We start from the raw sequence: 24036 nt of genomic DNA, 5'->3' as shown, positions 1-24036 counted from the left end.
CCTGCCCGCCCCGAACAGCGCCCAGTCCCGCCGCCCCGCAGGATGACCGGTATCGGATCGTCCGTGGCCCGGGAGTCCGGTGCGGCCGGATGGGGCGGGCGGTGTGCCTGCCCGGCGGGGGGCTTCGCTGCTTCCGAGGTCCCGGGGTGTCGCAAGCCGATCAGGAAGCAGCCCGTCAGGGCCGGGTGGGCGCGCCGTCGGCCGAGCCCGGCGGCGTTCGACGATCATGTGATCCGGCAGCCTCGGAGAGCAGCCGAACGGGAGCCCGGTCCGTGACCACAGTCGATCTTTCCCCGCGCCCGGCCACATCCCGCTGTCCGGAGACTGCGCCCGCCCGCGAGACCTGGCACCGGAGTCATCGCGTGCCGCTGATCGCCACGGGATCCGTGCTCCCGCCCTACGTCCTGGTGGGCCACGGCCCTCGCAACCGGTGGCGGGGAACGGTACCGATGTACGAGCTGCAACCATGTGATTGAGCCAGAACGCGCGGATCTCTCGCCCACCCGCCGCAACGAGCGTGCCGACCACCGCTGCGGCTTGGCGGCCGAATGCCCGACGCATTTCGTCGGCGGGCTCGGCGGTTGCTTGGTTACTTGCCGTGCAGCTTCCCCAGCGGGTTGGGGTCTTCCGCCAGTGCGGTGGCCGCCGCCTTCCAGCCGGTGTCCCCGGGGTAGAGGGCGCTGCGCAGGAAGGCCGTGGTGAGTCGCTGGATCAGGGCGACGCGTGCGGGGCTCTCGTCGGTCGTCTCGGCGACCTCGTATCCGGGGATGCCGCCGAGCGAGTGCTCGGCCGCGAAGAGCGTGAGCAGGCTCTTGCTTCCCGGGCTGTAGGCGTATGCGTCGGTGAACCACTCCGGTCCGCGGGTGGACAGCGCGGAGTCGTCGCGGTCTCCGGCGACGATGAGAGCCGGGGTGGCCATGGTGTCGAAGGACGGCTTCATGAAGGGGAGGTTCTCGGCGGCGAACGGGGTCAGGTCGTCGCCCAGGCCGGGCAGGGCGAGCAGCACTCCTGCCGTGACGCGGGGGTCGGACATGTCCTCTCCGGGAACGCCGTCGGAATCGAGGACGCGCGCGCCCAGCAGGGTGCTCGCCGTCTGCGCGCCCCAGGAGTGGCCGGCCACGGCGATGCGGCTGCGGTCGAGGCGCCCGGCGAGGCCCGGCACGGACGCCGCCAGGCCGTCGAGTCCGTCCAGTACGCGCGTGAGGTCCTCGATGCGCAGGCGCCAGATCTGCGGGGTTCGGGGGTCCTCGGCGGGGAGGCCGAGCGTCCTGGAGTCGAGGTGGGTGGGCTGGATGACCGCGAAACCGTGGGCCGCCCAGTAGTCCGCCAGCGGGGCGTAGCCGTTCATCGACCAGCCGCAGCCGTGCGAGAAGACGATGACGGGCAGGTCGCCGCCGGTCGCGGGGGCGGACACGCGGACCTGGAGGTCCTCGCCTCGGCCTGCGGCGGTGGACAGGACGACAGGCTTCGCGGATAGCACCGTGGTGGGTACGCCAGCGGACTTCTGCGCGTTCGCGGTCTTCGAGTCGGACATGGAAATGCCTTCCGTTCAGTGCCTGCGCACGCTTGGGTTCGATGGGCTCGGCGGTCGGTCGCGCCGCAGAACCGGCCGACTGGGCCCGTTTCTCACGCGCAGCCCCGTCAACGCCGGGTACGGACGGCCGCATGCTCGTCCGTTCGGGGCTGATCGCGAACAGCGGCGGCCTGGTCGACCGCCCTCCGGTCTGCCATCATGAATGAAACGGAACGTTGCTCCGTTAACGATACGGAACGCTGTTCCGCTTCGCAAGGCCGGTTACGGAAGGAGTGCCTCGGTGAGCGAGAGCGACCAGGGCCCGGGAAGCTCAGCCAGGTCCCAGCGCAAGGACGCCCGGCGCAACCAGCAGACCCTGCTGGACGCGGCCGCCGCGGTCTTCGTGACCTCGGGCGTGGAAGCGCCGGTACGCGACATCGCGGCCGAGGCGGGCGTCGGACTGGGCACGATCTACCGCCACTTCCCCACCCGGGCGGACCTCGTCATCGCCGTCTACCGCCACCAGGTCGACGCCTGCGCCGAGGCCGGCCCGGCCCTGCTGGAGACCAGCCCGACACCCCATGCCGCGCTGGGGCTGTGGGTCGAGCTCTTCGTCGACTTCCTGGTCACCAAACACGGCCTGGCCGCCGCGATGCAGGGGGACGGCGCCGGCTTCGAGACGCTGCACGCCTACTTCCTCGAACGCCTCGTGCCGGTGTGCACCCAGCTCCTCGACGCTGCCGCCGCGTCCGGCGACATCCGCTCCGACCTCGACGCCTACCAGCTCATGCGCGGCATCGGGAACCTCTGCATCGGCGCCGAGAGCGACCCCCGCTACGACGCACGCCGCATGGCCGCACTCCTCGTCGCGGGACTGCGCCAGCCGAACTGACCACGGCGACCGCGCCGGTTTCGGACGCAAGTGGTCATCGCCGCCCCGCCGGCCGGACCGACGTTCGTGCAAGGTGCGCGCGCGTCGACGGAACGAACCCAGGGCGAGAGGCGCCGGTTCAGTCGATGACCGCGGTGGCTTCGAGCTCGACCAGGTGCTCGGGTACGTCCAAGGCGGCGACGCCCAGCAGCGACGCCGGCGGGACCGGGGTGGCGCCCAGCTTCGCGGCCGCCCGGGTGATTCCCTCCATGACCTGGGGCATCTTGGCGGGGGTCCAGTCGACGACGCAGAGGGTCAGTTTCGCCACGTCGTCGAAGGAGGCGCCGACCTCGGCCAGGGCGGTACCGACGTTGAGGTAGCACCGCTCGACCTGGGCGGCGAGGTCGCCTTCGCCGACCGTGACACCGTCGGCGTCCCAGGCGACCTGTCCGGCGACGAAGACCAGCTTCGATCCGGTCGCGATCGACACCTGCCGGTAGGCGTCGATCTCGGGCAGTCCACCGGGGTTGATCAGGGTGATGGCCATGTTGCATGCCTCCATTGCCGTGAGAGCCCGCGAGGCGGCTTTCATCGAGTCGCGACGCGCTCGCTCTCTTGTGGTTACTCAGGCACCGTAGGAGAGTGGTCTCCGACATGGAAGAACGCACTTTTCGGTGACTGGGGAACTTCATGGTGACCAAGCAGCTCAGCGGCACAGCCGACGAGGCAGACTTGCGGCGCGCGGACTCGTTGGGGCGGGAGATCTTTTCGGACGTCGCCAACAAGTGGGCGCTCCTGATCATCGAGGCGCTGGGGGAGCACACCCTGCGCTTCGGCGAGCTGCGGAACGAGGTCGAGGGCATCAGCCACAAGATGCTCACCCAGAACCTGCGCATGCTGGAGCGCAACGGCCTGGTCGAGCGGACGGTCCACCCCGTCGTGCCGCCACGGGTCGAGTACACCCTCACCGATCCGGGCCAGGCTTTGCGCGTGACGATCGACGGACTGTGCGACTGGACCCACCGGTACTTCGGTCACATCGAGGCCTCCCGGCACCGCTTCGACGCCTGACGGATGAAGCACTCGCACGCGTCGGTGTCGCGGCGCAGAGCGGTGGAGCATCGAGGCCGAGGTGTGCGAGGGCGGAAGCGGAGGACGCCCTCGCCATCCACCATGTCACGGAGCGCCTGATGAAGGCCCACCCCGAGCTGGACGCCGACCTGGTGGAGAGTGCGGTACGGACGGCGCACGAAGAGCTCGGGCACGCCCGTGTGCGCACCTGGCTGCCGATCCTGATGGAGCGCAGGGCCAGGGACCCGCTGCCCTCTGACGGGCAGGCGGATAGCCCTACTTGACGCTCGGGGGTGTCAGCCGGCAGGCGAAGAGCCCTTGCCGGTAGGTCGCCGCGCGCAGGGGAGGTGGTTCGTGCAGTGCATCGCCGAGCCCGACCCCCACCGGGGCTGGTCCTGCCGCGAACGGCCGAGGCCTTTCGGGGGCGCGGGCGGGGTGTGAGGATGCCCGCATGACAGAGATCATCAAGGGGGGAAACCTTCCGCTCAGTGGCGAGCCGATGCGCGTGGCCGTCGTACGCCGGGTCGGTGGGTCGGGGGCGCCGGAGGTCGACGCGGCGGCGCTGCTGGTCGACGCGGGCGGCAAGGTGCGGGGCCGGGGCGACCTGGTGTTCTACAACCAGCCGTCGCACGCGGGGAGCGGCGTACGGCTCGTGGGAAATGCCCGGGGGGACGACGGAGTTGTCGCGGACTGGCTGGAGATGGACCCGGGCCGGGTCGAAGCTTGCGTGGAGCGGATCGTGATCGCGGCATCCTGCGACGGTGGGACGTTCGGGGACGTCGAGGGCCTGTACATGCGCGCGGTGAGCGCGACCACCGGAGGGCAACTGGCGCTGTACGCCGTCGAGGACGCCACGACGGAGACGGCGATCCTGCTGGGCGAGTTCTACCGGAGGAACGGGGGGTGGAAGTTCCGTGCGGTGGGGCAGGGGTACGCCTCCGGGCTGCCGGGGCTGGCCGCGGACTTCGGATTCTCGGTGGCGGACGACGCGCCCGCGCCGGAGCCCACGGCCCTGCAGATCCCGCCGGCGCCCGAACTACCGGTGCAGCTACCGCCGTTCCCGCCAGAAGCCGCCGCTCCCGCGCCCGACCCGGCGCCCGCCTTCGTAGCCGCGCCCGCGCCTGCGTCGTCGGTCCCTCCCGCGCCTCCGGTGATCGTCGCGAAGACCGACGGGCCCGTGCCCGCCTCCGTCGCGCCCCTCGGTGTGTCCCCGGGGCGGCTCAACGGGCTCCCCGACACGATCGGCCCGGAGTTCCCGTACTTCGAGTACAGCGGACAGGACAAAGAGGTCGTCGAACCCGGCCTCACCCTCCCGCGCGGCTTCGTGGTGGTCGACGTGATGAGGGAGGGCGACGCGTCCCTGGAGATCGTCACGCTGACCATCCGGAACCGCAGATGGCGGCAGGTGATGCGCAGCAGCATGGAGGATCTGAGAGGGGTGGGCGTCGTGTACCACGACGGTCGTTCCCCGTTGCGGCTCCGCGTGGACACGCGGGGCCAGTGGAGGATCAGGATCCGGCCGGTGTCGACGCTGAGACCGTTCGACGGCCCGGTGGAGGGGCACGGGCCGGACGTCCTCGCCCACACCGGCGGCGAACTCGACGTCAAGTACCGTTTCCAGGGCACCGCGGACGAGTGGGGGCACTTCGCGGTGTGGGTCCACCGGCGGCGCGGACAGTACGAGTTCGCGTTCAGCCTGGGCGACCGGGGACGCGGAAAGGGATCGCTCCCCCAGGGTCCGCGCCTGCTGGTGATCGAGGCCGACGCAGGCTGGTCCATGGAACCCCGCCGGGCCGGCATCGGGGGCTTCTGGACCCGCCGCCGCTAGGGGTCCGCTGATCCGGTCGACACGGATCGTGCAGGCGACGCCGCGCTGACGCAGGTGGGCGCGGTTCTTGCGGGACGGGCGGCCCAGGTCCTCCTACCGGCGCAGCGGTTTCGCGCGTTCATCCCGTAGGTTCATCGTCATGATCATGCGCATACGCGGTGTCTCCCTGCCCGATCGCGTCGAGCGGACGTTCTGGGTCGATGGGGATCGGTTGAGGACCGAGCCGCCCGCCGGGGCGGCGTCGAAGAGCGTCGAGACGGTGGTGGACGGCGGCTGGCTCTTGCCGGGGCTGGTCGACGTCCATACGCATCCCGGGGCTGAGAGCCCTGATGACCGGTTCGATGAGGCCTTGCTGCGGAAGCACTTGACGGCGCACCGTGACGCCGGGGTGCTCCTGGTCCGGACACCGGGAACCGCGGAGCGGATGCCCGGCTGGGTGGACACGGAAGCCGGTCTGCCCCGCGTCCGATCGGCGGGCCGGTGGCTCGCCACGCCCGGCCGGTTCTTCCCCGGGGCGGGACGGGACATCAGCGAGGACGAACTGGCCGGGGCCGCGGTCGAGGAAGCCACAGCGGCGTCCGGCTGGTGCAAGGTGATCGGCGACTGGCGACTGGCGATGGGACGAGCCTGCCGTGCCCCTGGATGTGCTGAAGGCGACCGTTGACGCCGTGCATGCCGTCGGTGGGCGCGTCGCAGTGCACTGCCAAACCGGCGAGGGCTCGCGCAACGCCGTCCTGGCCGGAGCGGACAGCCTCGAGCACGGCATGCACTTGGAACCGGAGTTGCTGGACCGGATGGCCGCCCAGGGGACCGCGTACGTGCCGACGCTCACGGCCTTCGCCGGAAGTGTCGAGGACTGGCGAGGCCGCGAGCCCAGCGCGCGGCGCTCCGACTGGCTCGACGGCTGGCAGGGAATGATCGACAACGTTCGCATGGCACACGAAGCGGGGGTCGTCGTCCTCGCCGGCACGGACAGCTTCCCCTGCGGCACGGTGGCCACGGAGTCCCGGTGGCTGCTGCGGGCGGGAATGCCGGCCGAAGAAGCACTCGGGGCCGCCTCGTGGACCGCACGGAACTGGCTCGGGCTGCCCGGTCTGGTCGACGGAGCGCCTGCCGACCTCGTCGCCTACGACGAAGACCCCGCGGCCGAACCCGGTGTTCTCGGGCAGCCGAAGCGAGTGATCCTGCGGGGGCGGGTGCTGCGCTGACATGCTGCCCGGATGTGAGCCGACGCCGCCTGCGCCGGCGCCGCTCCGGTGTGGACGCCTGCGGCATCAGCCCCGAGTGCCGAATCGAGGGGGCAAGCGCTCGTGTGCCCGCGTGTGTCAGAGCGCGTCGATACGGTCAGCTCATGAGAGCTACTGGAACGTTCACCGTCACAGCGTTCGTCCCGACCGAGCTGAGGCCGGACCCTGCCGTGTCCACCGGCCTCCCCGTGGGTGTCGCGACGATGGAGAAGTCGTTCGAGGGCGAGGTTGCCGGTCGCTCGGCGACCTTGTTCACCTCCGCATTCGACCAGGCGACCGGCATCGGCACCTATGTGGCCATGGAGTCCTTCGAGGGCTCACTGCACGGCCGGGAGGGGGCCTTCAACTTCGTACACTCGGCGACCACGTCCGGAAGCGACCGCACCGCGGAGTTCTTCACCATCGTGCCCTCGAGCGGCACCGGTGAGCTGGCGGGAATCTCGGGGGCCGGGGGCATGGCGGTCGATGCTGACGGCACACATCGGATCTGGTTCGACTATCAGCTCAGCTGAGTGCGCCACGGACCGGAGTTGCCCTATTCGTTTGCCGCGGGCGAGCCCGGTCGGGTAGGAAGCCTGCATGCTTAGAGGCAGCAAGGTCGGGCTCAGGGCCCGGCACGAGGAGGACATCCCGATCCTGCGGGCCGAGCTCTACGACGACGTGGCCAACGCCTCGCGGGCCGAAAGCCGGCCGTGGCGTCCGATCACGCCCGGCTCGAAGGACTCGCGGCTGGTGGTGGACGACAAGGTGGAAGGGCACGTCCCGTTCTCCGTCGTGGAACTGGACGGCGGCACGCTGGTCGGCACGGCGAACCTGTGGGGCATCGACAACCACAACCGGTACGCGCACATCGGCCTCGGACTGCTGCCGTCCTCTCGCGGCAAGGGTTACGGCACGGACGTGGTCGCGGTTCTGTGCCACTACGGTTTCGTCGTGCGCGGCTTGCAGCGACTGCAGATCGAGACCCTGTCGGACAACGCCGCGATGCTGCGCTCAGCCGAGCGCAACGGCTTCGTCCGCGAGGGCCTGCTGCGCTCCTCGGCCTGGGTGATGGGCGAGTTCCTGGACGAGGTGCTGCTCGGGCTCCTCGCCCAGGACTGGAAGCCGGACTCGAAGGTCTAGGGACCTTCGCACCATATGACACCGCCGTGTCGCCTTACCCGTCAGGAGGTTGGGGCGGCAGGGGGTGGAGGCGGGAGCGGGGGAAACGGCGGCGTGGGCGGAAGGTGTGGTCGGGGTGGAGCCGCAGGTGGGGGCGGCGGGGGCTCCGACGGAGGACGGCTGGACCGCTGGCGCGGGACCCGCGGTGCGACCGGTGGCGGCGGACCTGGTGGCGGGGGCACAGGCGGCTCGATCGCCGGCAGCAGCGGCCCACCCGCGCGCAGGCGTGCAATGGTCAGCTCATTGCGGCGGCGTGCGGGCGGGGCGTCGTCCCGTTCGTAGACGAGCCGGATGCCCGCGAGGCCGAGGTTGTGGATGGTGAGCAGCTGGTAGCCGAACGCGTGGGCGATCTCGTCTATTCGGCGCTGCTTCGCGGCCGTGGTCTGGCCGGGCAACAGCTCGACGCGGCCACGGCCGTCGAAGCGCGTGCGTATGTCGTCGTCCTTCACCTGACTCCACTCTCGAGGAACCGGTCGAACCCGTTCTCCAGTATCGAGGCGGGGGCGACAAGGAGTTCAGGGTAGACGAGCACGTGCCCGCATCCGCAGCTCCAGGGCAAGGCCACCGCCTCCATCGGACTCTGTCCCACCCGCACCGCTCAGACCGCGCGGAGCTTCATGCGACCTCGTACCCGTACATGCCGCAGTTGCTGCCGCCCCGCCGGTCTCGTCGCGGAGCCTGACCTTGAGATCCGCCACCGGCCCCGTGTAGAGCAGTACTTCGGGACCGCGGCCGGTCAGGTCGGCAGTTGGTCGTCCTTGCGCACCCGACGGGCCCGCGTCGGCGACGCGATCGGGGCCGTCGCGAACGCTGCCGGGACAGCCGCTGGGGGGTGGGGCGGTGCGAAGGGGACCTGACCGGCGGATGCGGGCGGGGGCGGCATGAAGCGAGGCGGACCACTGGCCTTCGACGCCCCCCAGGCGGAACGGGGGCCCGGTGACACCGGAGCCGGAGGTGGCGTGGCCGACGCGGGATGCTTCGCCGCGGCTGCCGGCGTGATGCCGAAGTCCGTCGTGAGGCCCGCCGGTCCGGAGGCGTAACCCTGGCCCACCGCGGAACTTCCGGCCGCCCGCGCGGCGGTAGAACTCTCCGAAGACGAACGCGGTCTCCGTCGTCGCGTCGGTGACCGTGGAGCGGACGAGCGAGATGCCGTTCGGCGCGCACGCTTCCACGGTCGGTTCCTCCAGGGCCCCCGCGTGGGCGCCGCTCACGTGCCGTACCGCGGCCGAGGGATGGACAGGCCGGCCCTGGAAGACCACGTCTCCTTCCCCGCGCGCCCTGCCGTTCGCGTCCAGCAGCAGAGCGGCGGCTTCGACCAGCGGGGGCACCAGGCCGCGGTTCATGCCGCACCGCGACGCGAAGGGCAACGCCAGGTCGATGACGGCCGCTCCCCTGCGCCGGGGTGGTCAGGCCGGGGCGTTCCAGGCGGTCGTGAGCCCGTCCAGCCACGCCGGCGGCAGTGCTGCGGCGTCCCACTCGTCGCGCAACTCCTGCGGCGCGCAGACGAGCCGCTCCAGCACGGCGATGCTCGTGGTGGAGTGGAGGAGCGAATAGCGGCCGTGCAGCGTGATGGCGCTGCCCGGTCCGTACGCCGCGAACATTCGCTCCAGCCGTGCCCGGTGGGCCGCGGCGAACTCCGTCAGCCGCCCGGCGTACCCGGCCCGCTGCCGGGGGCTCATCGTGCCGAGGACGGCGGCGAGCACCTCGTCGGTCACCTCCGGGTCCAGCTCCGAGACCGCGGTGAACGACAGGTAGAGAGGGGTGACAGCCACGCGCGCCCGCTCCACCTCCACGCGCCCGGCCCGAGGACGCTCCCCCGCCGGGCCCGGTTGCCCGTCCGCCCCCACGACCTGTACGAGGGTCCGCTCGGCGACGGCTCCGAGCGCTTCGAGGAGGTACCCGGCGCCGTCGAGCCAGCCCGACTCGTACGCCTCGCCCTTGTCCCCCGGCGCGCTCCAGCCGCCGCTCAGCTCCTCGTGCGCGAGAGCCAGTGCGCCCGCCTCCAGGAGCCCGATCAGTTGCCGCGCGTCACCGGAAGGGACCCCCGTCCGCGCGAGGAGCTGCAGCAGCGTCATCCTCGCGTTGTCGACGCTGACCTCGTCCGGCCAGCGCCGTCCCTCGTCGGCCGCGCTCATCACGTCCTCCTCATCGCTCGGGTAGTACACAGTGTGTACACGAATCGCTCCCGTCGATGATCCAACGTCCCGCGGTCAGGCTGTGCTCCCCCGCGGCGCAGCCTGCTGTCGGTGGGCCGCCTGGACATCTCAGTGGCCTCAGTGACTTCCCGCTGGGGAGCCAACGCACCCATGCGCCCGCAGGGGCCCAGCACCGCGGTGGTGTCCGTCCGGCGGGTGTCGGAGCCTGGCGGGGGTGTTCGGCTGGACGAGGGCCTCGTGGGCGGCCGTCGGGGTCTCCCGGGCCTCTTGGCTGCGGCCGAGGTGGCGGAGGAGGATTCCGAGGTCGAGCCGGGACGGTTCGCTCCGGGCGGGCATCCGAGCCGCCTCGAAGTGGGACGGCGCGTGGCGCAGTTGTTCGGCCAGTCGGCTCTGCGCGCGAGTCTGGTTGCCGAGGTGGGCTGGTGCCTCACGGCGCCGGGCGCCGGGTTCGTCGTTCCGTCCGGGCCGGTGGAGGGCTCCCGCCTCGTGGGCCAGTGCCCAGCCCGCCTTGAGGTCGTCGCCGACCTCGCGCGCCGCCTCTTCAGGGCGGGCTCGTGCAGCCGTCAGGGCGGCGGTGTGGTGGTAGCCGCACATGGTGCAGGCCCGGGCGAGTTGGTTGGGGAGGACGGCCTCGTCGCGCCTGTTGCCCAGTGCTCGGGCGGGAGTCGACGGCCCCGCGGGAACACATCCGTGCACATCTCCGGGTGCTGGGTCGTGTCGGAGAACCAGTGCATGGCCTCGGCGGCGTCGATGACCTGCTGGTGGCGGCCGGCCTCCTGGGCCAGGGCCGCGAGCCGCTGGGGCCGCTCGGCCTCCCACCAGATGTGGGCCTGTTCGCTGCTGGCGGCCGCATTGGCCGGCTCGGGGCCCCCGTCGGGGGCGTCCCGGTGTTGGTTCGCGTCGAAGCGCGGGGCGGCGGCCGCCCTGCGCAGTTCCCATCGGACGGCCCGGTCCCGGGCGGCCGTGATGTGCGCGGGGTCGTCCCCCTCGGCCGGCTGTTCGGCGGCGAACAGACGGAGGAGGTCGTGGAAGCGGTAGCGGTCACGGTCGCCAGCGGCGTGGGGCCGGAGCAGCCCGGCGTCGGTCAGGTCCTCCGCTCACCGGGCCGCCTGGCGGACCGGCAGGTGCGCCAGGCGGGCGGGCCGCGGTCTCGGGGCTGAAGTCGGGGCGGGCGGCGAGTGCCGGGCGGCGGAAGACGAACCGGGCCGCTGCGAACAGCGGCACCTGCCTCTCCGTCCCGTACGACACCGGCACGCAGCTGTTCCGGTGGCCGCGCGGGACCCGCTGGTCCTCCGGCGGTCGGCTGTGGAACCTCATCCCCCGTGAACGTCGACAACGACGGCGAGGCGCGCGGCTCCTCCTTCATCAACCGGTGGACCGGGAACTGCCGGTCCCCGGATCCCACGAGGACGGCAAGGCCGGCAAGGCCTTCCAAGCCTCCTGCCCGACCGGCCGACGTGATGGTCCGAGGGGAGCACGGCAGGGCCCGTCAGCCGCAGTGGGGGCCTGCGACTGACGGACGTCTTCCCGCCCCGCGGGCCTGGCTACGCGGCGCCCGTCATGCGGGCGAACACCACCACGTTGCTGTCGTAGTAGTGCTTCTTGGGGTCGAAGTCGCCGCCGCAGGTGACCAGGCGCAGGCCGGCGTGGTCGAGGTTCTTGTAGACCTCCAGCGTGGGGAACTCGGCCTTGGGGTACTCGGCGACCCGGTCCACCGTGAAGGTGACCGTCTTTCCGTCCCGTCGGGTCACCTTGATGGTGTCGCCGCCCTTCATCGTCTTCAGCTTCTCGAACACTGCGGATGCTCCGTTCCACGTGACATGTCCGGCGATCACTGCCGGCCCTTGGGAGCCGGGGGTCGGCCCCGGCTCGTACCAGCCCGCGAGCGCGGGGTCCTTCGGGGTCTGCATGGTGCCGTCCGCGTTCTGTCGCAGCGTCTCCAAGGTGCTGGACAGGCCGAGGGAGGGGATCGTGATCTTCTGCGGCTCCGATCGGGCGAGGGCGGGCTCGGCCCGGCCCGCACCGCTCTGCGATCCGTCTGCGGGTGACGCGGAGCCACCGCCTGCGGGCTCCTTCCCGGTGGGAGAGGCGCCCGCGGCGGCCGGTGCGCCCTGCCCCTCCGGGGCGGGGGGCTTGGCCGCGTTCTGGCCGGCGCACCCCACGAGGAGCAGCCCGGCGAGAGCGGCGGCCACCAGGGGGCCTGCGGTCCGGTGGTGGGGCCGCCTGGTGGGTGCGACGGGTGCGGCAGGCGCGGGAGCCGGCTTCACGCGCCGCCTCCGGTGTTCCCCCTGCGGACGGGGACGGCAACGGCCCGCTTCCGCGTGACGGCCACCGCGCCCGCCACCAGCGCGAGTACGGTGATCGCCGCACCGTCGCGCACCGTCACCGGCGCCGACGCGTGCTGCGAAGAGCCGCCGCCGGTCTCGATGCCGCCGACCGGAATGGAGCCCACGGCTGCGCCCTTGACCTCGCCGCAGTTGGTCGGAGCCGTTGCCTCCTGGGGCAGCTTCGGGTCGAGCTCGCTCTTGCCCGCGCCCTCGAAGTCGTACTTCTTGTTCTTGTTGCGGTCGATGCCGTGCTGCACGACGTGCAGGTCCTTGATGTGGTCGACCACATCTTGACCGACGGTGATCGTCCGCTTGTAGGAGATCTTGCCCTGCTTGTCGGCGACGGGCATGCGGTCCACGGCGAGACCGCTGGTGGCCTTGGTGTCCCCTGCCGTGGTGAGTGAGATGTTGATGTCACCGTAGTCGTGCGTGGCCTCGGTGTTGCTGAGGACCCCGTCGCCGTCGGTGTCGTCGGTGGCGTCCGGGCATTTGAAGTCGTGCCCCTTCGTCGAACCGTGCAGATGCTGGGCCGACGGCTGTCCGGGCACCATTCCCTTGGACTCGATTTGCACCGTGAGCTGGTTGCCTTTGAGGCTGAGCATGACCGTACCGTTGGAGCCTGATGCGTTCAGCTGCGCCAGGTCGATCTGGTACGCCTTTCCGCCCTCCGCGAGAGCTGGTCCGGAAAGGCCGAGGGTCAGGCACACTGCGGGTACGGCGGCGAGAACCACGAGGCGACCGGCGCGCTTGACTATCACTTTCGCTCCTGTTCCGTGGATCCCCGGAACGGGAATCACAGATCGTACGGGGTTGAAACGGTTTCCTGGAGAGGGGTCTCGCTCCTGGTCTCGGTCTCGCTCCTCCTTCGTTGCCGAACACGTGTGGACGGGCGCTCATGTGAAGATTCCTCAGGCGGCTTCCGCATCGGCCGAAAGCCGCCCGCCGGTCATCCAGATGCGCGACATCGCATCGGCCAGGGCCGGGTATCGGGCAGCCTCACAGAGCATTTCCGAGAGCACGAGAATTCCGTGTGCGGTGTACTTCGGATCGCGGTTCCGATGAAGCCAGATGACCGCGTTGCCCAAGGGCCGGCGCCCCAGGGAGATTCCCGAACGGCGCACGTCGGCGGCCGTCTCCAGGTCGAATCGGCCTCCGCCGAAGGGCAGGGCTTCCGTTCGACGGATCCCCGGCGGCGCGACCCAGTCCCGCACGTGGTGGACGTACGCTTCCGGCGGGGCCTGCCAGTTTTCGAAGGTGTTGCGGAATCCGACGATACGAAGGTCGGTATTCTGCAGTCGTAGCTGGATGTAGAGCTCGATGAACAGACCTCGCAGGTGAATGCGCAGGGGGAGGTGAGGCATTCCCCCCTCCCCGTGCCCGGCCCTGCTGAACCAGCCCGGAGCATCTTCCACCCTCGACCGGATGGTCGACGTCAGGAGCCGGTAATCGTCCACCGATGCGTACGCCGGGGAAAAGCACACTGGTTTCAGCATGGCCGCCCGGATCAGGTGAAGGAGCCGGGACCCGGACTCCTCGGAAGTAATCTGACCGCCGTCGATTCGATCCTGCTGTACTCGCGCACGCAATCCACCGCCTTCGACATCGTTCCGATCGTCGACGGGGTGGCATCAACCCCATCGCCGGGTTCGGTTCCGTGAGGACCTTTGTAGTCGTCCCGGCGGCGGCCGGGCGAATAGTTGGCCTCTGATGCTAAGAAATAAGCGCGTGATCCCGGTGACCGGACCGCTGCCGGTGATCCTCAACGGGCCTTGTCGCACTGTGGATTGGCGTCTCTTGCTCTGCGTTCAGGTCCTGGGACCGCTCGGCACCGCCCTCGACGGCAGGCCGGTTCACCTGGGCCCTTCCCCTGGATCGGCCCGTCCTCGGACTGCTCCGCATCCTCGGGATCGGCAGCGAACCGCCCCTGCTCGTTCTCGCCCGCGCCTACCGACGGCACGCTCTCGCCAACCCGCACCTCTACCGCATCACCCACAGTCGGCCGCTCGCCCGCGCGGCGCTCCCCGAAGGACTCGAAGATCGCGCGGCAACGCCGCTGGCCCACGCGGTGCACGGCGACATCGACCTCGCACGCTCGTTCTGGGCCTTCGCGCACGGCATGGTCGTGCTCGAACTCGACGGCCGCTTCCCCTCCGGCGCAGACCTGGACGCCGCATGGCGCACCGGCTGCGAGACCTTCGCCCAGGCCTTCCGGAACGAGCCCCGGGGAGACACCGCATGACCACCATCGCCAAACAGCCCGACTGAGACGTCAACGGAGCGCCATGGACCTCGCCTACCTTCCCAGCCCTTCGACCGGAGTCCTTCACCTCGGCCCGCTTCCGTTGAGGGCGTACGCCTTCTGCATCATCCTGGGCGTGTTCGTGGCCGTCTGGCTCGGCAATCGGCGCTGGGTTGCGAGGGGCGGGGAGCAGGGCGTCATCGCGGACGTCACCATCTGGGCAGTGCCGTTCGGCATCGCCGGTGGACGGCTGTACCACGTGATCACCAGCTACGACGCGTACTTCGGCGACCGCGGCGAGCCGATCCGAGCCCTGTACGTGTGGGAGGGCGGGCTCGGGATCTGGGGCGCCATCGCTCTGGGCGGGGTCGGCGCGTGGATCGGCTGTCGCCGCCACCGCATCCCCTTCCCCGCCTACGCGGACGCGGTCGCCCCCGGTCTGGCTTTGGCCCAGGCGATCGGCCGCTGGGGCAACTGGTTCAACCAGGAACTCTACGGCCGCCCCACCACGCTCCCCTGGGGCCTGGAGATCGACCGCGCGCACCGTCCGTCCACCATGCCCGACGTCGCGACGTACCACCCCGCCTTCCTCTACGAGTCCCTGTGGGACATCTGTGTGGCCGTACTGGTCCTGTGGGCGGCCCACCGCTTCGCACTCGGTCACGGCAGGACCTTCGCCCTGTACGTCGTGGCCTACACGGTCGGCCGGTTCCGGACCGAGTACCTGCGCATCGACGCGTCCCACACGTTCTTCGGCCTGCGTCTGAACAACTGGACCTCTGTCGTGGTCTTCGTTGGCGCCATCGCCTGCCTCGTCGTGTCGGCCCGCCGCCACCCGGGCCTCGATGAAGTGTCGCGCCCAAAGGGCGAGGGCGGCAGCCAGGAGGCCAACGAGCCGGTCCTGGTCGTCACCGTCAAGACAGGAGCCGGTGACGCGCGATGACGCCCGGGCAGGAGGAGATCCTTCGGCGCCCGCGCCGGAGTGGATCACGGTGCGGCGATGAACACGGGAACCGAAGTGGAACCGTGGCGCGACGTCAGCAGAGGGAACGGTAGGGCAGGTCGGGCACGTTCTGCTCCCACTGTGCTCGCGTGAGGTGCCAGCCGACCCGCTCGCACAGCGCCCGTGCCACGGCCTCCGGCTCGAGGTCGAAGACGCGGTGCGGGTGGTGCGAGGAGGAGACGTGCAGCCGCCCCCGGGAGTCGAACGCGAGGGCACGCAGCAGCCCGGCGGACCCGCGCAGCGGATCGCCGAGGCGGCGCCGTCCAACGCCGTCCCAGAGCGTGACCGTGCCCTGCAGGAGGCTCACCGCCAGCACCGAGTGACCGACGGCGGCAGGCGCAGACCGAGGGCACGCGAGGTGCCCGGAACCCGCTCTTCACCACCTCTGCGGAACACCAGATCTCGCCGTGACCAACGAGATATACGAGGCGTTCGGCTATGGCATCACCGTGACGTCATCCGGTGACGTCTTCTCCCGCCAGGCCCTCGTGCGGCACGGCGGCGAACAGAACACCGCCGGCGCTCGACCCCCACCGTCCATCCCCGCCCGCAGACCGGACAGACAACCTCGTCCCCACGCCGCATCGCAGCCACCCGCCGCGGCATAGCGGAAGGAGTTCCGCAGGTCTGGACGATCGTCCTGGGCCAGACGGTCCCGACCTCGTCGGGAAGCCCCTTGAGCCCGTCGCAAACCAGTACGGAACGCCGGTCAGCGGCGGATGGTGATCAGCGGCTTGCCGGTCGGAGCCGGCGGCTGGTGCAGAGTGTCAGCCCATTCCGCACCTTGCCGCATTTCCGCCCGCGTCTCCGTGCGGACGTTCATCGTGGCGCCGCCACTCTCCATATGTGAGGCGATGCCTGCGGTCTCGCTGCCACGGGCCTGATAGCCGGGCTGGGCAGGGTACACACGCATTTGTGCGGTCGCCATTCCTTCCTTCGTGACGTAAGCATTGAAGCGTGCGTACGGGTCCCCGGTGATGCCCGGTTTCAGTTCGTTGCCATGCGCATCGACGATCACGTACACATATTGGCCTGGCTCGGTTTTCACCGACGCTTTGAACTGTTCCTCGGTCATGGTGCCGCTGATGGTGATGTTGCGGGCCGCCATGGCCCGGTTCGCAGGACCCTTGGCTGGAGCTGCCGGCTTCACGATGCCTTCGGATGCCGATCCCGGTTTCATACCGGCCACCCCTTGGGCTATGCCGGAGGTGAAGGCGTCGTTGACAGCTTGCTGACCGACTTCCTTGTCTTTCTTCACCTTGCTCGCAGGTCCGACCCGGCCTTCGGTGATGAATCGATTCTCTTGGTAGGGGTGCTTGACCAGAACGTTGTCGATTACCGTGGGCTCCTTGGTGTCCTGCTCGATGTGCCGGATAGCGCCGTTCCGTTCAAGCACCGCCTCCAATTCCCGGGGTGAGATTTTGGTGGGGTCGACTGGTTCCTCGGCCAAGCCCGAGGACGAGCTCATTGAACGTCTTGCCGGTACGCCGTTCGAGTTCGCTCCGGATCTGAGAGTCGGTCCGACCGTCACTTCCCGGCTTCTCCTGGCGTGCGATGACAGCACGGCCCGAGGCGTCGTACTGGACGACGTGTGCGAGCTCGTGCGCCAGGAGACACCGGCCCGCATGGCCGTGGACGGATTCCCCACGGCCAAGAACGATATGCCGTCCGAAGGTGTACGCGCGCGCGCCGAAGCCTTGAGCCATCTCGGTAGCTACGTGTCCGCTGTGGACACGTACGCCAGTGAAGTCGTGTCTGAAGGCCCGTTCCAGATCCGTCCGCACCGAGGGATCCAGGGGGCGTCCACCACCGGCCGGTACGACACCCTCGACCGGGACGTGGTGCTCGGCGGTACGACCAGCCGATGCCGCCACATCCGTGGCATTCGCCCTGCCTGTCGCCGCCACGGCACGTTCCGCGAGCGCATCGGCTACATGTTCGATCGAGTCGCCGCGTTTGGTGACCGCCACGTTGCGCATCGTCGACGCCGCCTCGCCTTGGCCTGTCGCGGAGGGGCGGTGGGCGTGCATGAACGAGGGCATTGAACATTCCTCCCGATCGGCACATCATCCTCATGGAAACAGGCAGCTCGTGGCCACTGTAAAGCGGCTGAGCCATCTGCACCACGCGCCATCACCCGTCGGCCGCCGCTCGCGCCGGTGCACCTCGCCAGCCCGGCCGCTGACCTTGGTCGACCGGACCGGCGGGGCCGCCACCGGCCGGTCGTAGCCGCCGACCGCATCGCTCGGCCGGGGCTGCTCAGCGCATGCGGGGCAGGCGGAGGCTGAGCAGGACGGTCAGGGCGATCAGGGCGAGTTGTACCAGCAAGGTGGTACCGACCGCCTCGCGCAGGCCGGCCGTCGGGGCCAGGGCCAGGAAGAGGCTGCCCAGTGTGGCGACGCCGAGCGCCAGGGCGGACTGCTGGGCGGTGATCATGACGCCGCTGCCCACCCCCGCCCGGTCGGCCGGCACGTCCGACAGCATCAGACGCATCAGCACGGGCAGTTGGAGTCCCTGGCCCAGGCCCGCCAGGAACACGCCCGGAGCGAGTGCTCCCGGCCCGAGGTCCGGCCATCCGTAGCGCAGGGTGGCCAGCAGGAGGGCGATGCCGGCTGCCTGGACGACGCCGCCGACGGTGACGACCCGGCTGCCGAAGCGGGTGACCAGGCGCGGCCCGGCCAGGGAGGCCGCGAAGAAGGCCAGGGCCATCGGCACCAGCGTCAGACCGGCCGTCACCGGGCCCATTCCCAGGCCTTGTTGGAGGGCCACGGCGAGGACGAACATGAAGCCGCTGAAGCCGGTCGAGAACGGCAGCAGCAGGAGCAGGCCGCGCCGCAGCGACTCCAGTCTCAGCAGGCTCGGCGGCACCAGCGGAGTGCGGCCCCGGCGGTCGGCCCGGCGCTCGACCAGGTAGAACGCGGCGGCGGCAACGGGGAACACGCCGAGTGAGAGCCAGGTCCACAGCGGCCAGCCGGCGGCCCTGCCCTCGGTCAGCGGCAGCAGCAGCGAGACCAGCGACAGGGCGAGCAGCAGGGTGCCCGGTACGTCCACGGCCTCGGGCCGGCCCGCGCGGGTGTCGGGGACCGTGCGCACGGCCAGCACCAGCCCCAGGAGCACGACGGGAACGTTGACCAGGAACACCGCGCGCCAGCCGGTTCCGGCGAGGTCCGCGGCGACCAGGACGCCGCCGAGGATCTGCCCGGCGACCATGGACAGGCCCGCGGTGGCTCCGTACAGACTCATGGCCCGGGCCCGGCGCGGGCCTTCGGTGGTGGCCTGGATGGTGGCGAGCACCTGCGGCAGCATGAGCGCGGAGGCCGCGCCCTGGGCGATCCGGGCGGCGACGAGGCTCCAGGCGTTCGGGGCGAGGCCGCAGGCGAGCGAGGTGACTCCGAAGGCGGCCATGCCGACGAGGAAGAGCCGGCGGCGGCCGAGGCTGTCGCCGACGCGCCCGCCGAGGACCAGCAGGACGGCGTAGGCGACGCCGTACCCGCCGACGACCAGCTCCAGCAGCGCCGGTCCGGCGGAGAGGTCGTGCTCGATCGACGGCAGCGCGACGTTGACGATGAAGAAGTCGATCAGGGGTAGAGCGGCCCCCAGCAGGACGGTGAACAGGCCCGCGCCGCTCAGGTGAGGGACGGAGGGCCCGGCCGCGGAAACGGGCGGCGCGGCGGGGGTTCGTACGTGGGTATCGGTCACCTCTGGACGGTGGCCCCGCCGCCGGACGGGTACCAGAGTGTCCTTGTCCGGGTACCAGCACTACCTGGCAACAGGATCAGCGGTGCGGCAGGCTGGAAGTATGACCACCGTGGCCCATGGAAGCGACGTCCGCCGGCACGAGCTGGCGGAGTTCCTGCGCAGCCGTCGAGAGCGGATCACCCCCGAACAGGTCGGACTGGTGCGCGGGCCGCGTCGGCGCACCCCGGGGCTGCGGCGCGAGGAGGTCGCGCACCTGTCGTCGGTGGGCGTGACCTGGTACACGTGGCTGGAGCAGGCGCGCGCCATCCAGGTGTCGGGGCAGGTGCTGGACGCGGTCGCGCGGGCACTGCTGCTCGACGTGAGCGAACGGGCGCACCTGTTCGCGCTGGCCGGCGGTCAGGACCCGGCGCCGCCCACGGTGTGCCCCAGCGTGACTCCCGCCGTGCGGACCCTGCTCGACCAGCTGGGGCCCATTCCGGCGTGCGTCCAGAACAGCCGGTACGACATCCTCGCGTACAACGCGACGTACGGGCGGCTGCTCGGGGACATGGACGGGATGCGGCCGGAGGACCGCAACTGCATGTGGCTCGCCTTCACCGATCCGCAGTTCCGGGCGGCCGTGGTCGACCTGCCGGCCACCCACCGGCTCATGGCGGCGAAGTTCCGGGCGGCGATGGCAGAGCACCTGACGGAGCCTGCCTGGAATGCGCTCCTGGCGCGTCTGGAGGGGGCGTCGGCGGAGTTCCGGGAGGTGTGGGCGCGCCACGAGGTGGTCGGGCAGAGCTCGAAGTCGAAGTACATCCGCAACGCGCACGTGGGCCTGCTGCACGTGGAGCACACCAACCTGTGGCTCGGACCGGGAACGGGGCCGCGGCTCGTGTCGTACGTACCGCTGGACCGGGAGACGCGCGAGCGCCTGGAACAGCTGGAGCACCTCGCCGGCTCCCGGGACACGGCTCCTGTGGAGGTCGATGCGTACCGCGCCGGCGGCTGAGCCCCGCAGTGTCACGTGGCGGGCCGGGGTGACGGGGTGACAGTGGGACAGGGAGACGTCAAGGAGATCTTGACACGATGATCGCGTCAAGGTGCGGCGACCCGGACCGGCCCAGCGCAGGGCGTGGCGTCGGGCCCTGATCAGTTAGTACGGGCCGCCACGGAAAAGCCGGCTGCCGTGGTGGCGCGGGCGGTCGCCACGTTCGTGGGCTGCGTCGGAGCGGTCGGCGGGAGCCGAGAGTCGGGCGAGGGCCCTGAGAGTCGCCAAGCCGGCCAGCACCTCGGAACGCCGCTCCGCGGCCTTCATCCACACCGGCAGACGGGCAAACATCGCCCTCGTCGGTGAGGCGTGACGCTCCCGCAGCCGGGCGCCCACGTAGGCGGCGAGGGCGTCAACGTGCTCCTCGTCGTACGCCCACAGAATGCGCCCCGCACAGCGCGTCTGAAGCCAGAGGGGCCGCCGGAAAAAGGGGTCCTCGGTGCCTCCGGGCACCGCACCGACCAGACCGCCGCCCCGTTCCTCGGCCGCCCAGTCGGCGACCGCGCCGCAGCCTGCGCAGGCGAGGCGGCGGGGCCGGAAGAGCAGGTCGCTGAAGTACTTCGGCGCCGCGAGACCGGGCAGAGGCACGACGAGTGCGCGGCCACCGCACCCCGGGCAGACCACGAGCATCCGGCTGGTGAACCGGACGAGCCACGTGCCGTGGTCGCGGTGGCGGACCGGTGTGGGGTGCGGCGCGGGCTCGGAGCTCATGAGATCCACGATGCCAGCTCGCGCAGACCCCGTCGAACTCATTGAAACGGGACCGCGCATGAGCGCGGTACGCCTTCGTTCGCATGGATGTCACCGGCGGGCCGCGCCGTGCTCTTGTGCGAGGGCGGCTGACCACGCCCGCGTGGCCACGCCGCTTTGACCCGGGCACCTCCGCACCCTCTCCACGTGAGTCGCTCGCGTCGCTTGACCACGGTGTCCCCCACCAGCCGTCGTCAAGGGCGGTCAGGAGGGGCAGGACGGCGGAGCCGCCCGACTCTGCCGTGATGCCAACGCCCCCGCACTGGACCGACGCCGCTCCGTACGGGGCTTCCACATCGTCCCCGATGGCCAGGCCCCGAGCGCCCGCGTGATCACCGAGCAGGCCCTGGGATCGCGCCTCGGCGGGCACCGCGCCGTCTACCGTGTCGAGGACCCGTTCGGCGTGCCGCCCGGGCGGACGGATCACGCTGCGGCGCCGCCGTTTCCTTCGGATCGGCCGGGAGCGGTGGACTGTGGAGCCGACGGCGGGCCCCGTGCTCCGCGGCTACCGGGGGCGCCTCGTGTGGTGGGCGCTGTGGTGGCCGTTCGGCCTTCCCGTCAGCCTGCTGTGCGTAGTCCTTTCCATCCTGGGCGATGGTGACGGTGGGTTCGGCTCACCCAGGCGCGTCATCTGGCGCGACGACTCAGGCCGGGCCCACCTCGTCTTCCGCGGTATGGAGGCCGACGGCTTTCAGGTGCTGGTCCCCGGCTGGGGCCCTCGCCTGGTCACCGCGCTCGTGGGTCTTCACCAGGCATGTGAGCCCATCAGAGGAAGCGGGAGCCGTCGGCTGGTACGGGCCATGAGCGAGGCGCCGGCGCCTCTGCGGGCCCCCGTTCGGCCAGTGCCGGCGGGTGGCTACGGATCTGCGGAACCGCCCGAAGCGGGGAGTCCCGTGTCATCCGGCCCCTTGTTCTCCTCGGCCATGTGCTCCACCAGCCGTACAGACGGCTGCGGGCGGCGGCCGGCGGATGAACGGGCTTCAAGGCCGCCGGCGTTGGTCCCACCCCCGCGATACTGGCAGCCATGACGAGCACCCCTGCCACACCCACCACACCCACCCCCTTCTCACGGATCAAGATCCGGACCGGGGCAGTGGTGTTCTGCGGTCATGACGTCGCGCTCATCCGGCGCGACCGCGCCGATTCCACCCACTACAGCCCGCCCGGCGGCAACGTCGAAGACGGCGAAGACCTTCGCGCAGCACTCCGCCGCGAACTCGCCGAAGAACTCGACCTGGACATCGACCAAGCCGAGGGCGGGGAACTCCTGTGGGTCGTCGACCAGCGCGTCACCCGCCCCGGGCCCACCCCGCCACCGCGCAAGCTCCACCTGATCCACCGCTTCCACATCAGCCCCGAGCTCCGCGACGCTCTCGCCGAGCAGGAACTGGACGAACTGCCCGACGGCAGTCACGAAGTCGGCGTGATCGAGTGGATCGACTACCGCAAGACGGCCGAGTTGCCGATCTTCCCGCCCATCGGCCCCGCCCTCGCCGCCCTCGCCGACCCCCACGCAACGATCACCGACGCCGCCCTGGACGCCGTCACCGACGAGACTTACACCTGGGTGTGAGCCAAGCCCCCGTACCCGCCCCCGCCCGGACCGGTCGCCCCACAACCACAGGTGCCCGTCTCGCCCGAGGCAAGCCCGTGCAGGCCCGTGCAAGCCCGTGCAGGCCAAGCGGGCAGCACCCTCGCCGAACTCGACATCCTCAGGGCGTAACGCAACGCCCAGCCGGTCGTTGAACCGGGCGGTCAAGCGAAGTGCACAGCGAGGCCCCGGGACCCGCGTCCCGGGGCCTCGCGCCGTCGCCACTCCGATGCTCCGGCACACGCAGTCCGGTCAGACCGTCCTCGATCCGAATGGCCCCGGCGCCCACCGGCCCGCTCGCGCCGTGTCGGCCCGCCCGGACCGCGGCCTTGCGCAACGCGCTGATACGGTGACGGTGTCCGGTTGATCTCGGACCTGACCCGCAGACAGGGACGCACTCCGCAGGGGCGGTCCGCCGGTTCGCCCGGCCCGCAGTCTTCCGCGAGGCGGCCGCCCGTGCCGTGCCCCGGGCGGAACCGGGCAGACCGGCAGGGAACCGTCGCGGTGCCCCCTCCGGTCTGCACGGCCGCGCCAGGCCGCCCCACGCGGCGCGCCACGCCCCGGTGCGGCCGGCCACCACCATCACTGCCGAAGGAACAGCGCATGACCGACCAGACTCCTCCCACCACCCCGGACGCCACCGCAGACCCGCTGCGCAACGTCTACCTGCGGCTGGCCGCCGCCGAGTCCATACCGCCGGAGACGGTCCACCAGTTCGGCTACCTGCGGCCCGTTGCCACCGACCTGCTGGAGGGCATCGCGTACGACACCCCCGACAGCGTCCGCCTGCTGGACGACCGGGACGTCGCCCGCGTGGACCGCGACGTGCTGTACGCGGCCGCGCGCGCCAACCTGCTCGCCGAGCCGGTGGGTTACGACACGCTCGAACGGCCCGGCGGCGCCGTCCTCCACATCATCGGCGGCGACTCCGTCTACGCCGCCAGCAAGGCGCTCGTCTTCGAGGAGGCGGTCCGCGCCGCGGGCGGCCCCGAACTTCCCGCCGAGGGAGTCCTGCTGACGGTCCCGAACCGGCACAACCTCGTCTTCTACCCGCTCGCCGACCGCCACGTGGGCGAGGCCGTCAACGACCTCGCCCAGTTCGGCCTCGGCGCCTACGAGGACGGCCCCGGACGTCTCTCGCCGCGGGTGTTCTGGTGGCGGGCGGGCAGCCTGACCACGATCACCGTCTTCGACGACGAGACCAGGACGATGAGCATCGCCCCGCCGCCCGAGCTCATGGACACGATGCGCCGCCTCGCCGGCTCCGGAGCCTGACCTTCCGGGGCCGCACGCGCATGCATGACCGGAGTCCGCTCCGCCGGCTCCCCGCGGGCCCCTTTGGCGAGTTGGTCAGTCGAGCGGTCCGGCCGTTCGGTGAGTGATCACTGATGTGCTGCGGGACCGGATCGTGCCGCTGTGCCGGCCGATCCGGTCCGTGGGCCCACCGCTTCGGCACCCTTGCCGGGACGCACGGTGGGGGTGCCGCCGTTTCCAGGACCGCCAGCCGCGACATGACCGGCACACGACTGGAACGGAAAAAGTTTTCC

General features: G+C 71.0%; 27 protein-coding genes. 14 read left to right on the top strand and 13 right to left on the bottom strand.

Annotated features, from left to right (window positions below; all coding sequences use genetic code 11):
* Window positions 1-589: 589 nt before the first annotated feature.
* Window positions 590-1534 (bottom strand): alpha/beta hydrolase family protein, encoded by a 945-nt coding sequence (locus OG332_RS46145; protein WP_327419053.1) that lies wholly within the window; start codon window positions 1532-1534, stop codon window positions 590-592.
* 280 nt (window positions 1535-1814) lie between these two features.
* Here OG332_RS46145 and OG332_RS46140 point away from each other — a divergent pair, with 280 nt between their 5' ends.
* Window positions 1815-2405 (top strand): TetR/AcrR family transcriptional regulator, encoded by a 591-nt coding sequence (locus OG332_RS46140; RefSeq protein WP_327419052.1) that lies wholly within the window; start codon window positions 1815-1817, stop codon window positions 2403-2405.
* Between the two features lie 118 nt (window positions 2406-2523).
* Here OG332_RS46140 and OG332_RS46135 read toward each other — a convergent pair whose 3' ends face one another.
* Entirely contained in the window at window positions 2524-2931 is a 408-nt protein-coding gene (locus tag OG332_RS46135) for a RidA family protein (protein ID WP_327419051.1), read from the bottom strand.
* Window positions 2932-3074: 143 nt separating this feature from the next.
* Here OG332_RS46135 and OG332_RS46130 point away from each other — a divergent pair, with 143 nt between their 5' ends.
* The 7 genes from OG332_RS46130 (at window position 3075) to OG332_RS46100 (ending at window position 7652) form a co-directional block, all read left to right on the top strand.
* A complete protein-coding gene (locus OG332_RS46130) occupies window positions 3075-3455 on the top strand; it encodes a winged helix-turn-helix transcriptional regulator (RefSeq protein ID WP_327419050.1) in 381 nt (126 codons plus the stop codon).
* Entirely contained in the window at window positions 3392-3739 is a 348-nt protein-coding gene (locus OG332_RS48100; protein WP_442816320.1) for a three-helix bundle dimerization domain-containing protein, read from the top strand. The genes OG332_RS46130 and OG332_RS48100 overlap by 64 nt, the downstream gene beginning before the upstream one ends.
* A 167-nt stretch (window positions 3740-3906) precedes the next feature.
* Window positions 3907-5283, top strand: a complete 1377-nt coding sequence (locus tag OG332_RS46120; RefSeq protein WP_327419048.1) for a TerD family protein — start codon at window positions 3907-3909, stop codon at window positions 5281-5283.
* Window positions 5284-5422: 139 nt separating this feature from the next.
* Window positions 5423-5947, top strand: coding sequence for a hypothetical protein (locus OG332_RS46115; protein WP_327419047.1), 525 nt, complete (start codon window positions 5423-5425; stop codon window positions 5945-5947).
* On the top strand, window positions 5916-6491 hold the full coding sequence (locus OG332_RS46110; protein WP_327419046.1) for an amidohydrolase family protein: 576 nt from the start codon (window positions 5916-5918) through the stop codon (window positions 6489-6491). Before OG332_RS46115 ends, OG332_RS46110 begins: the two co-directional genes overlap by 32 nt.
* 143 nt (window positions 6492-6634) lie before the next feature.
* Entirely contained in the window at window positions 6635-7042 is a 408-nt protein-coding gene (locus OG332_RS46105) for a DUF3224 domain-containing protein (protein WP_327419045.1), read from the top strand.
* A 67-nt stretch (window positions 7043-7109) separates the two neighbouring features.
* Window positions 7110-7652, top strand: coding sequence for a GNAT family N-acetyltransferase (locus OG332_RS46100; protein WP_327419044.1), 543 nt, complete (start codon window positions 7110-7112; stop codon window positions 7650-7652).
* Between the two features lie 41 nt (window positions 7653-7693).
* On the opposite strand, the gene OG332_RS46095 is transcribed toward OG332_RS46100, so the two are convergent.
* The 3 genes from OG332_RS46095 to OG332_RS46085 all read right to left on the bottom strand — a co-directional run bounded on the left by OG332_RS46095 (window position 7694) and on the right by OG332_RS46085 (window position 10543).
* Window positions 7694-8140 carry a hypothetical protein gene (locus OG332_RS46095; protein WP_327419043.1) on the bottom strand — a complete coding sequence of 149 codons (447 nt, stop codon included), beginning with the start codon at window positions 8138-8140 and terminating at the stop codon, window positions 7694-7696.
* Window positions 8141-9097: 957 nt separating this feature from the next.
* Window positions 9098-9826, bottom strand: a complete 729-nt coding sequence (locus tag OG332_RS46090; RefSeq protein WP_327419042.1) for a hypothetical protein — start codon at window positions 9824-9826, stop codon at window positions 9098-9100.
* Between the two features lie 138 nt (window positions 9827-9964).
* Window positions 9965-10543, bottom strand: coding sequence for a hypothetical protein (locus tag OG332_RS46085; RefSeq protein ID WP_327419041.1), 579 nt, complete (start codon window positions 10541-10543; stop codon window positions 9965-9967).
* A gap of 32 nt (window positions 10544-10575) precedes the next feature.
* Here OG332_RS46085 and OG332_RS46080 point away from each other — a divergent pair, with 32 nt between their 5' ends.
* Window positions 10576-11007 carry a hypothetical protein gene (locus tag OG332_RS46080; RefSeq protein WP_327419040.1) on the top strand — a complete coding sequence of 144 codons (432 nt, stop codon included), beginning with the start codon at window positions 10576-10578 and terminating at the stop codon, window positions 11005-11007.
* 384 nt (window positions 11008-11391) lie between these two features.
* Here the strand turns inward: OG332_RS46080 and OG332_RS46075 are convergent, their stop codons facing one another.
* The 3 genes from OG332_RS46075 to OG332_RS46065 form a co-directional block, all read right to left on the bottom strand.
* The gene (locus tag OG332_RS46075) at window positions 11392-12114 is read right to left on the bottom strand and encodes a class F sortase (RefSeq protein WP_327419039.1); all 723 of its coding nucleotides are present in this window, start codon (window positions 12112-12114) and stop codon (window positions 11392-11394) included.
* Window positions 12111-12932: a hypothetical protein gene (locus OG332_RS46070; protein WP_327419038.1), complete on the bottom strand. Its 822-nt coding sequence runs from the start codon at window positions 12930-12932 to the stop codon at window positions 12111-12113. Before OG332_RS46070 ends, OG332_RS46075 begins: the two co-directional genes overlap by 4 nt.
* Before the next feature lie 150 nt (window positions 12933-13082).
* Window positions 13083-13535, bottom strand: a complete 453-nt coding sequence (locus tag OG332_RS46065; protein WP_327419037.1) for a ribosome-inactivating family protein — start codon at window positions 13533-13535, stop codon at window positions 13083-13085.
* 416 nt (window positions 13536-13951) lie between these two features.
* Between OG332_RS46065 and OG332_RS46060 the strand changes: the two genes are divergently transcribed.
* Both OG332_RS46060 and lgt read left to right on the top strand, forming a co-directional pair.
* Window positions 13952-14413, top strand: coding sequence for a TetR-like C-terminal domain-containing protein (locus OG332_RS46060; RefSeq protein ID WP_442816414.1), 462 nt, complete (start codon window positions 13952-13954; stop codon window positions 14411-14413).
* Between the two features lie 43 nt (window positions 14414-14456).
* A complete protein-coding gene (gene lgt / locus OG332_RS46055; protein WP_327419036.1) occupies window positions 14457-15356 on the top strand; it encodes a prolipoprotein diacylglyceryl transferase in 900 nt (299 codons plus the stop codon).
* A 94-nt stretch (window positions 15357-15450) separates the two neighbouring features.
* On the opposite strand, the gene OG332_RS46050 is transcribed toward lgt, so the two are convergent.
* From OG332_RS46050 to OG332_RS46035, 4 genes are all read right to left on the bottom strand, one after another.
* Window positions 15451-15723 carry a hypothetical protein gene (locus tag OG332_RS46050; protein ID WP_327419035.1) on the bottom strand — a complete coding sequence of 91 codons (273 nt, stop codon included), beginning with the start codon at window positions 15721-15723 and terminating at the stop codon, window positions 15451-15453.
* 402 nt (window positions 15724-16125) lie between these two features.
* Window positions 16126-16866: a hypothetical protein gene (locus OG332_RS46045; protein WP_327419034.1), complete on the bottom strand. Its 741-nt coding sequence runs from the start codon at window positions 16864-16866 to the stop codon at window positions 16126-16128.
* On the bottom strand, window positions 16805-17395 hold the full coding sequence (locus tag OG332_RS48095; RefSeq protein ID WP_442816413.1) for an eCIS core domain-containing protein: 591 nt from the start codon (window positions 17393-17395) through the stop codon (window positions 16805-16807). The genes OG332_RS46045 and OG332_RS48095 overlap by 62 nt, the downstream gene beginning before the upstream one ends.
* Before the next feature lie 280 nt (window positions 17396-17675).
* Complete coding sequence (locus tag OG332_RS46035; RefSeq protein ID WP_442816319.1) at window positions 17676-19115, bottom strand: MFS transporter; 1440 nt, start codon at window positions 19113-19115, stop codon at window positions 17676-17678.
* 100 nt (window positions 19116-19215) lie between these two features.
* Here OG332_RS46035 and OG332_RS46030 point away from each other — a divergent pair, with 100 nt between their 5' ends.
* On the top strand, window positions 19216-20109 hold the full coding sequence (locus OG332_RS46030) for a helix-turn-helix transcriptional regulator (protein WP_327419032.1): 894 nt from the start codon (window positions 19216-19218) through the stop codon (window positions 20107-20109).
* A 144-nt stretch (window positions 20110-20253) separates the two neighbouring features.
* Here the strand turns inward: OG332_RS46030 and OG332_RS46025 are convergent, their stop codons facing one another.
* Window positions 20254-20859: a hypothetical protein gene (locus OG332_RS46025; protein ID WP_327419031.1), complete on the bottom strand. Its 606-nt coding sequence runs from the start codon at window positions 20857-20859 to the stop codon at window positions 20254-20256.
* Window positions 20860-21922: 1063 nt separating this feature from the next.
* Here OG332_RS46025 and OG332_RS46020 point away from each other — a divergent pair.
* Together OG332_RS46020 and OG332_RS46015 are read left to right on the top strand one after the other, a co-directional pair.
* Window positions 21923-22471, top strand: coding sequence for an NUDIX domain-containing protein (locus OG332_RS46020; protein WP_327419030.1), 549 nt, complete (start codon window positions 21923-21925; stop codon window positions 22469-22471).
* A 621-nt stretch (window positions 22472-23092) separates the two neighbouring features.
* The gene (locus tag OG332_RS46015) at window positions 23093-23764 is read left to right on the top strand and encodes a hypothetical protein (RefSeq protein ID WP_327419029.1); all 672 of its coding nucleotides are present in this window, start codon (window positions 23093-23095) and stop codon (window positions 23762-23764) included.
* Window positions 23765-24036 lie beyond the last annotated feature (272 nt).

The sequence above is a fragment of the Streptomyces sp. NBC_01233 genome (assembly GCF_035989305.1).
GTDB lineage: Bacteria > Actinomycetota > Actinomycetes > Streptomycetales > Streptomycetaceae > Streptomyces.
The sequence above is the reverse complement of the archived record's forward strand: the minus strand, read 5'-3'. Positions and strand labels throughout refer to the sequence as shown.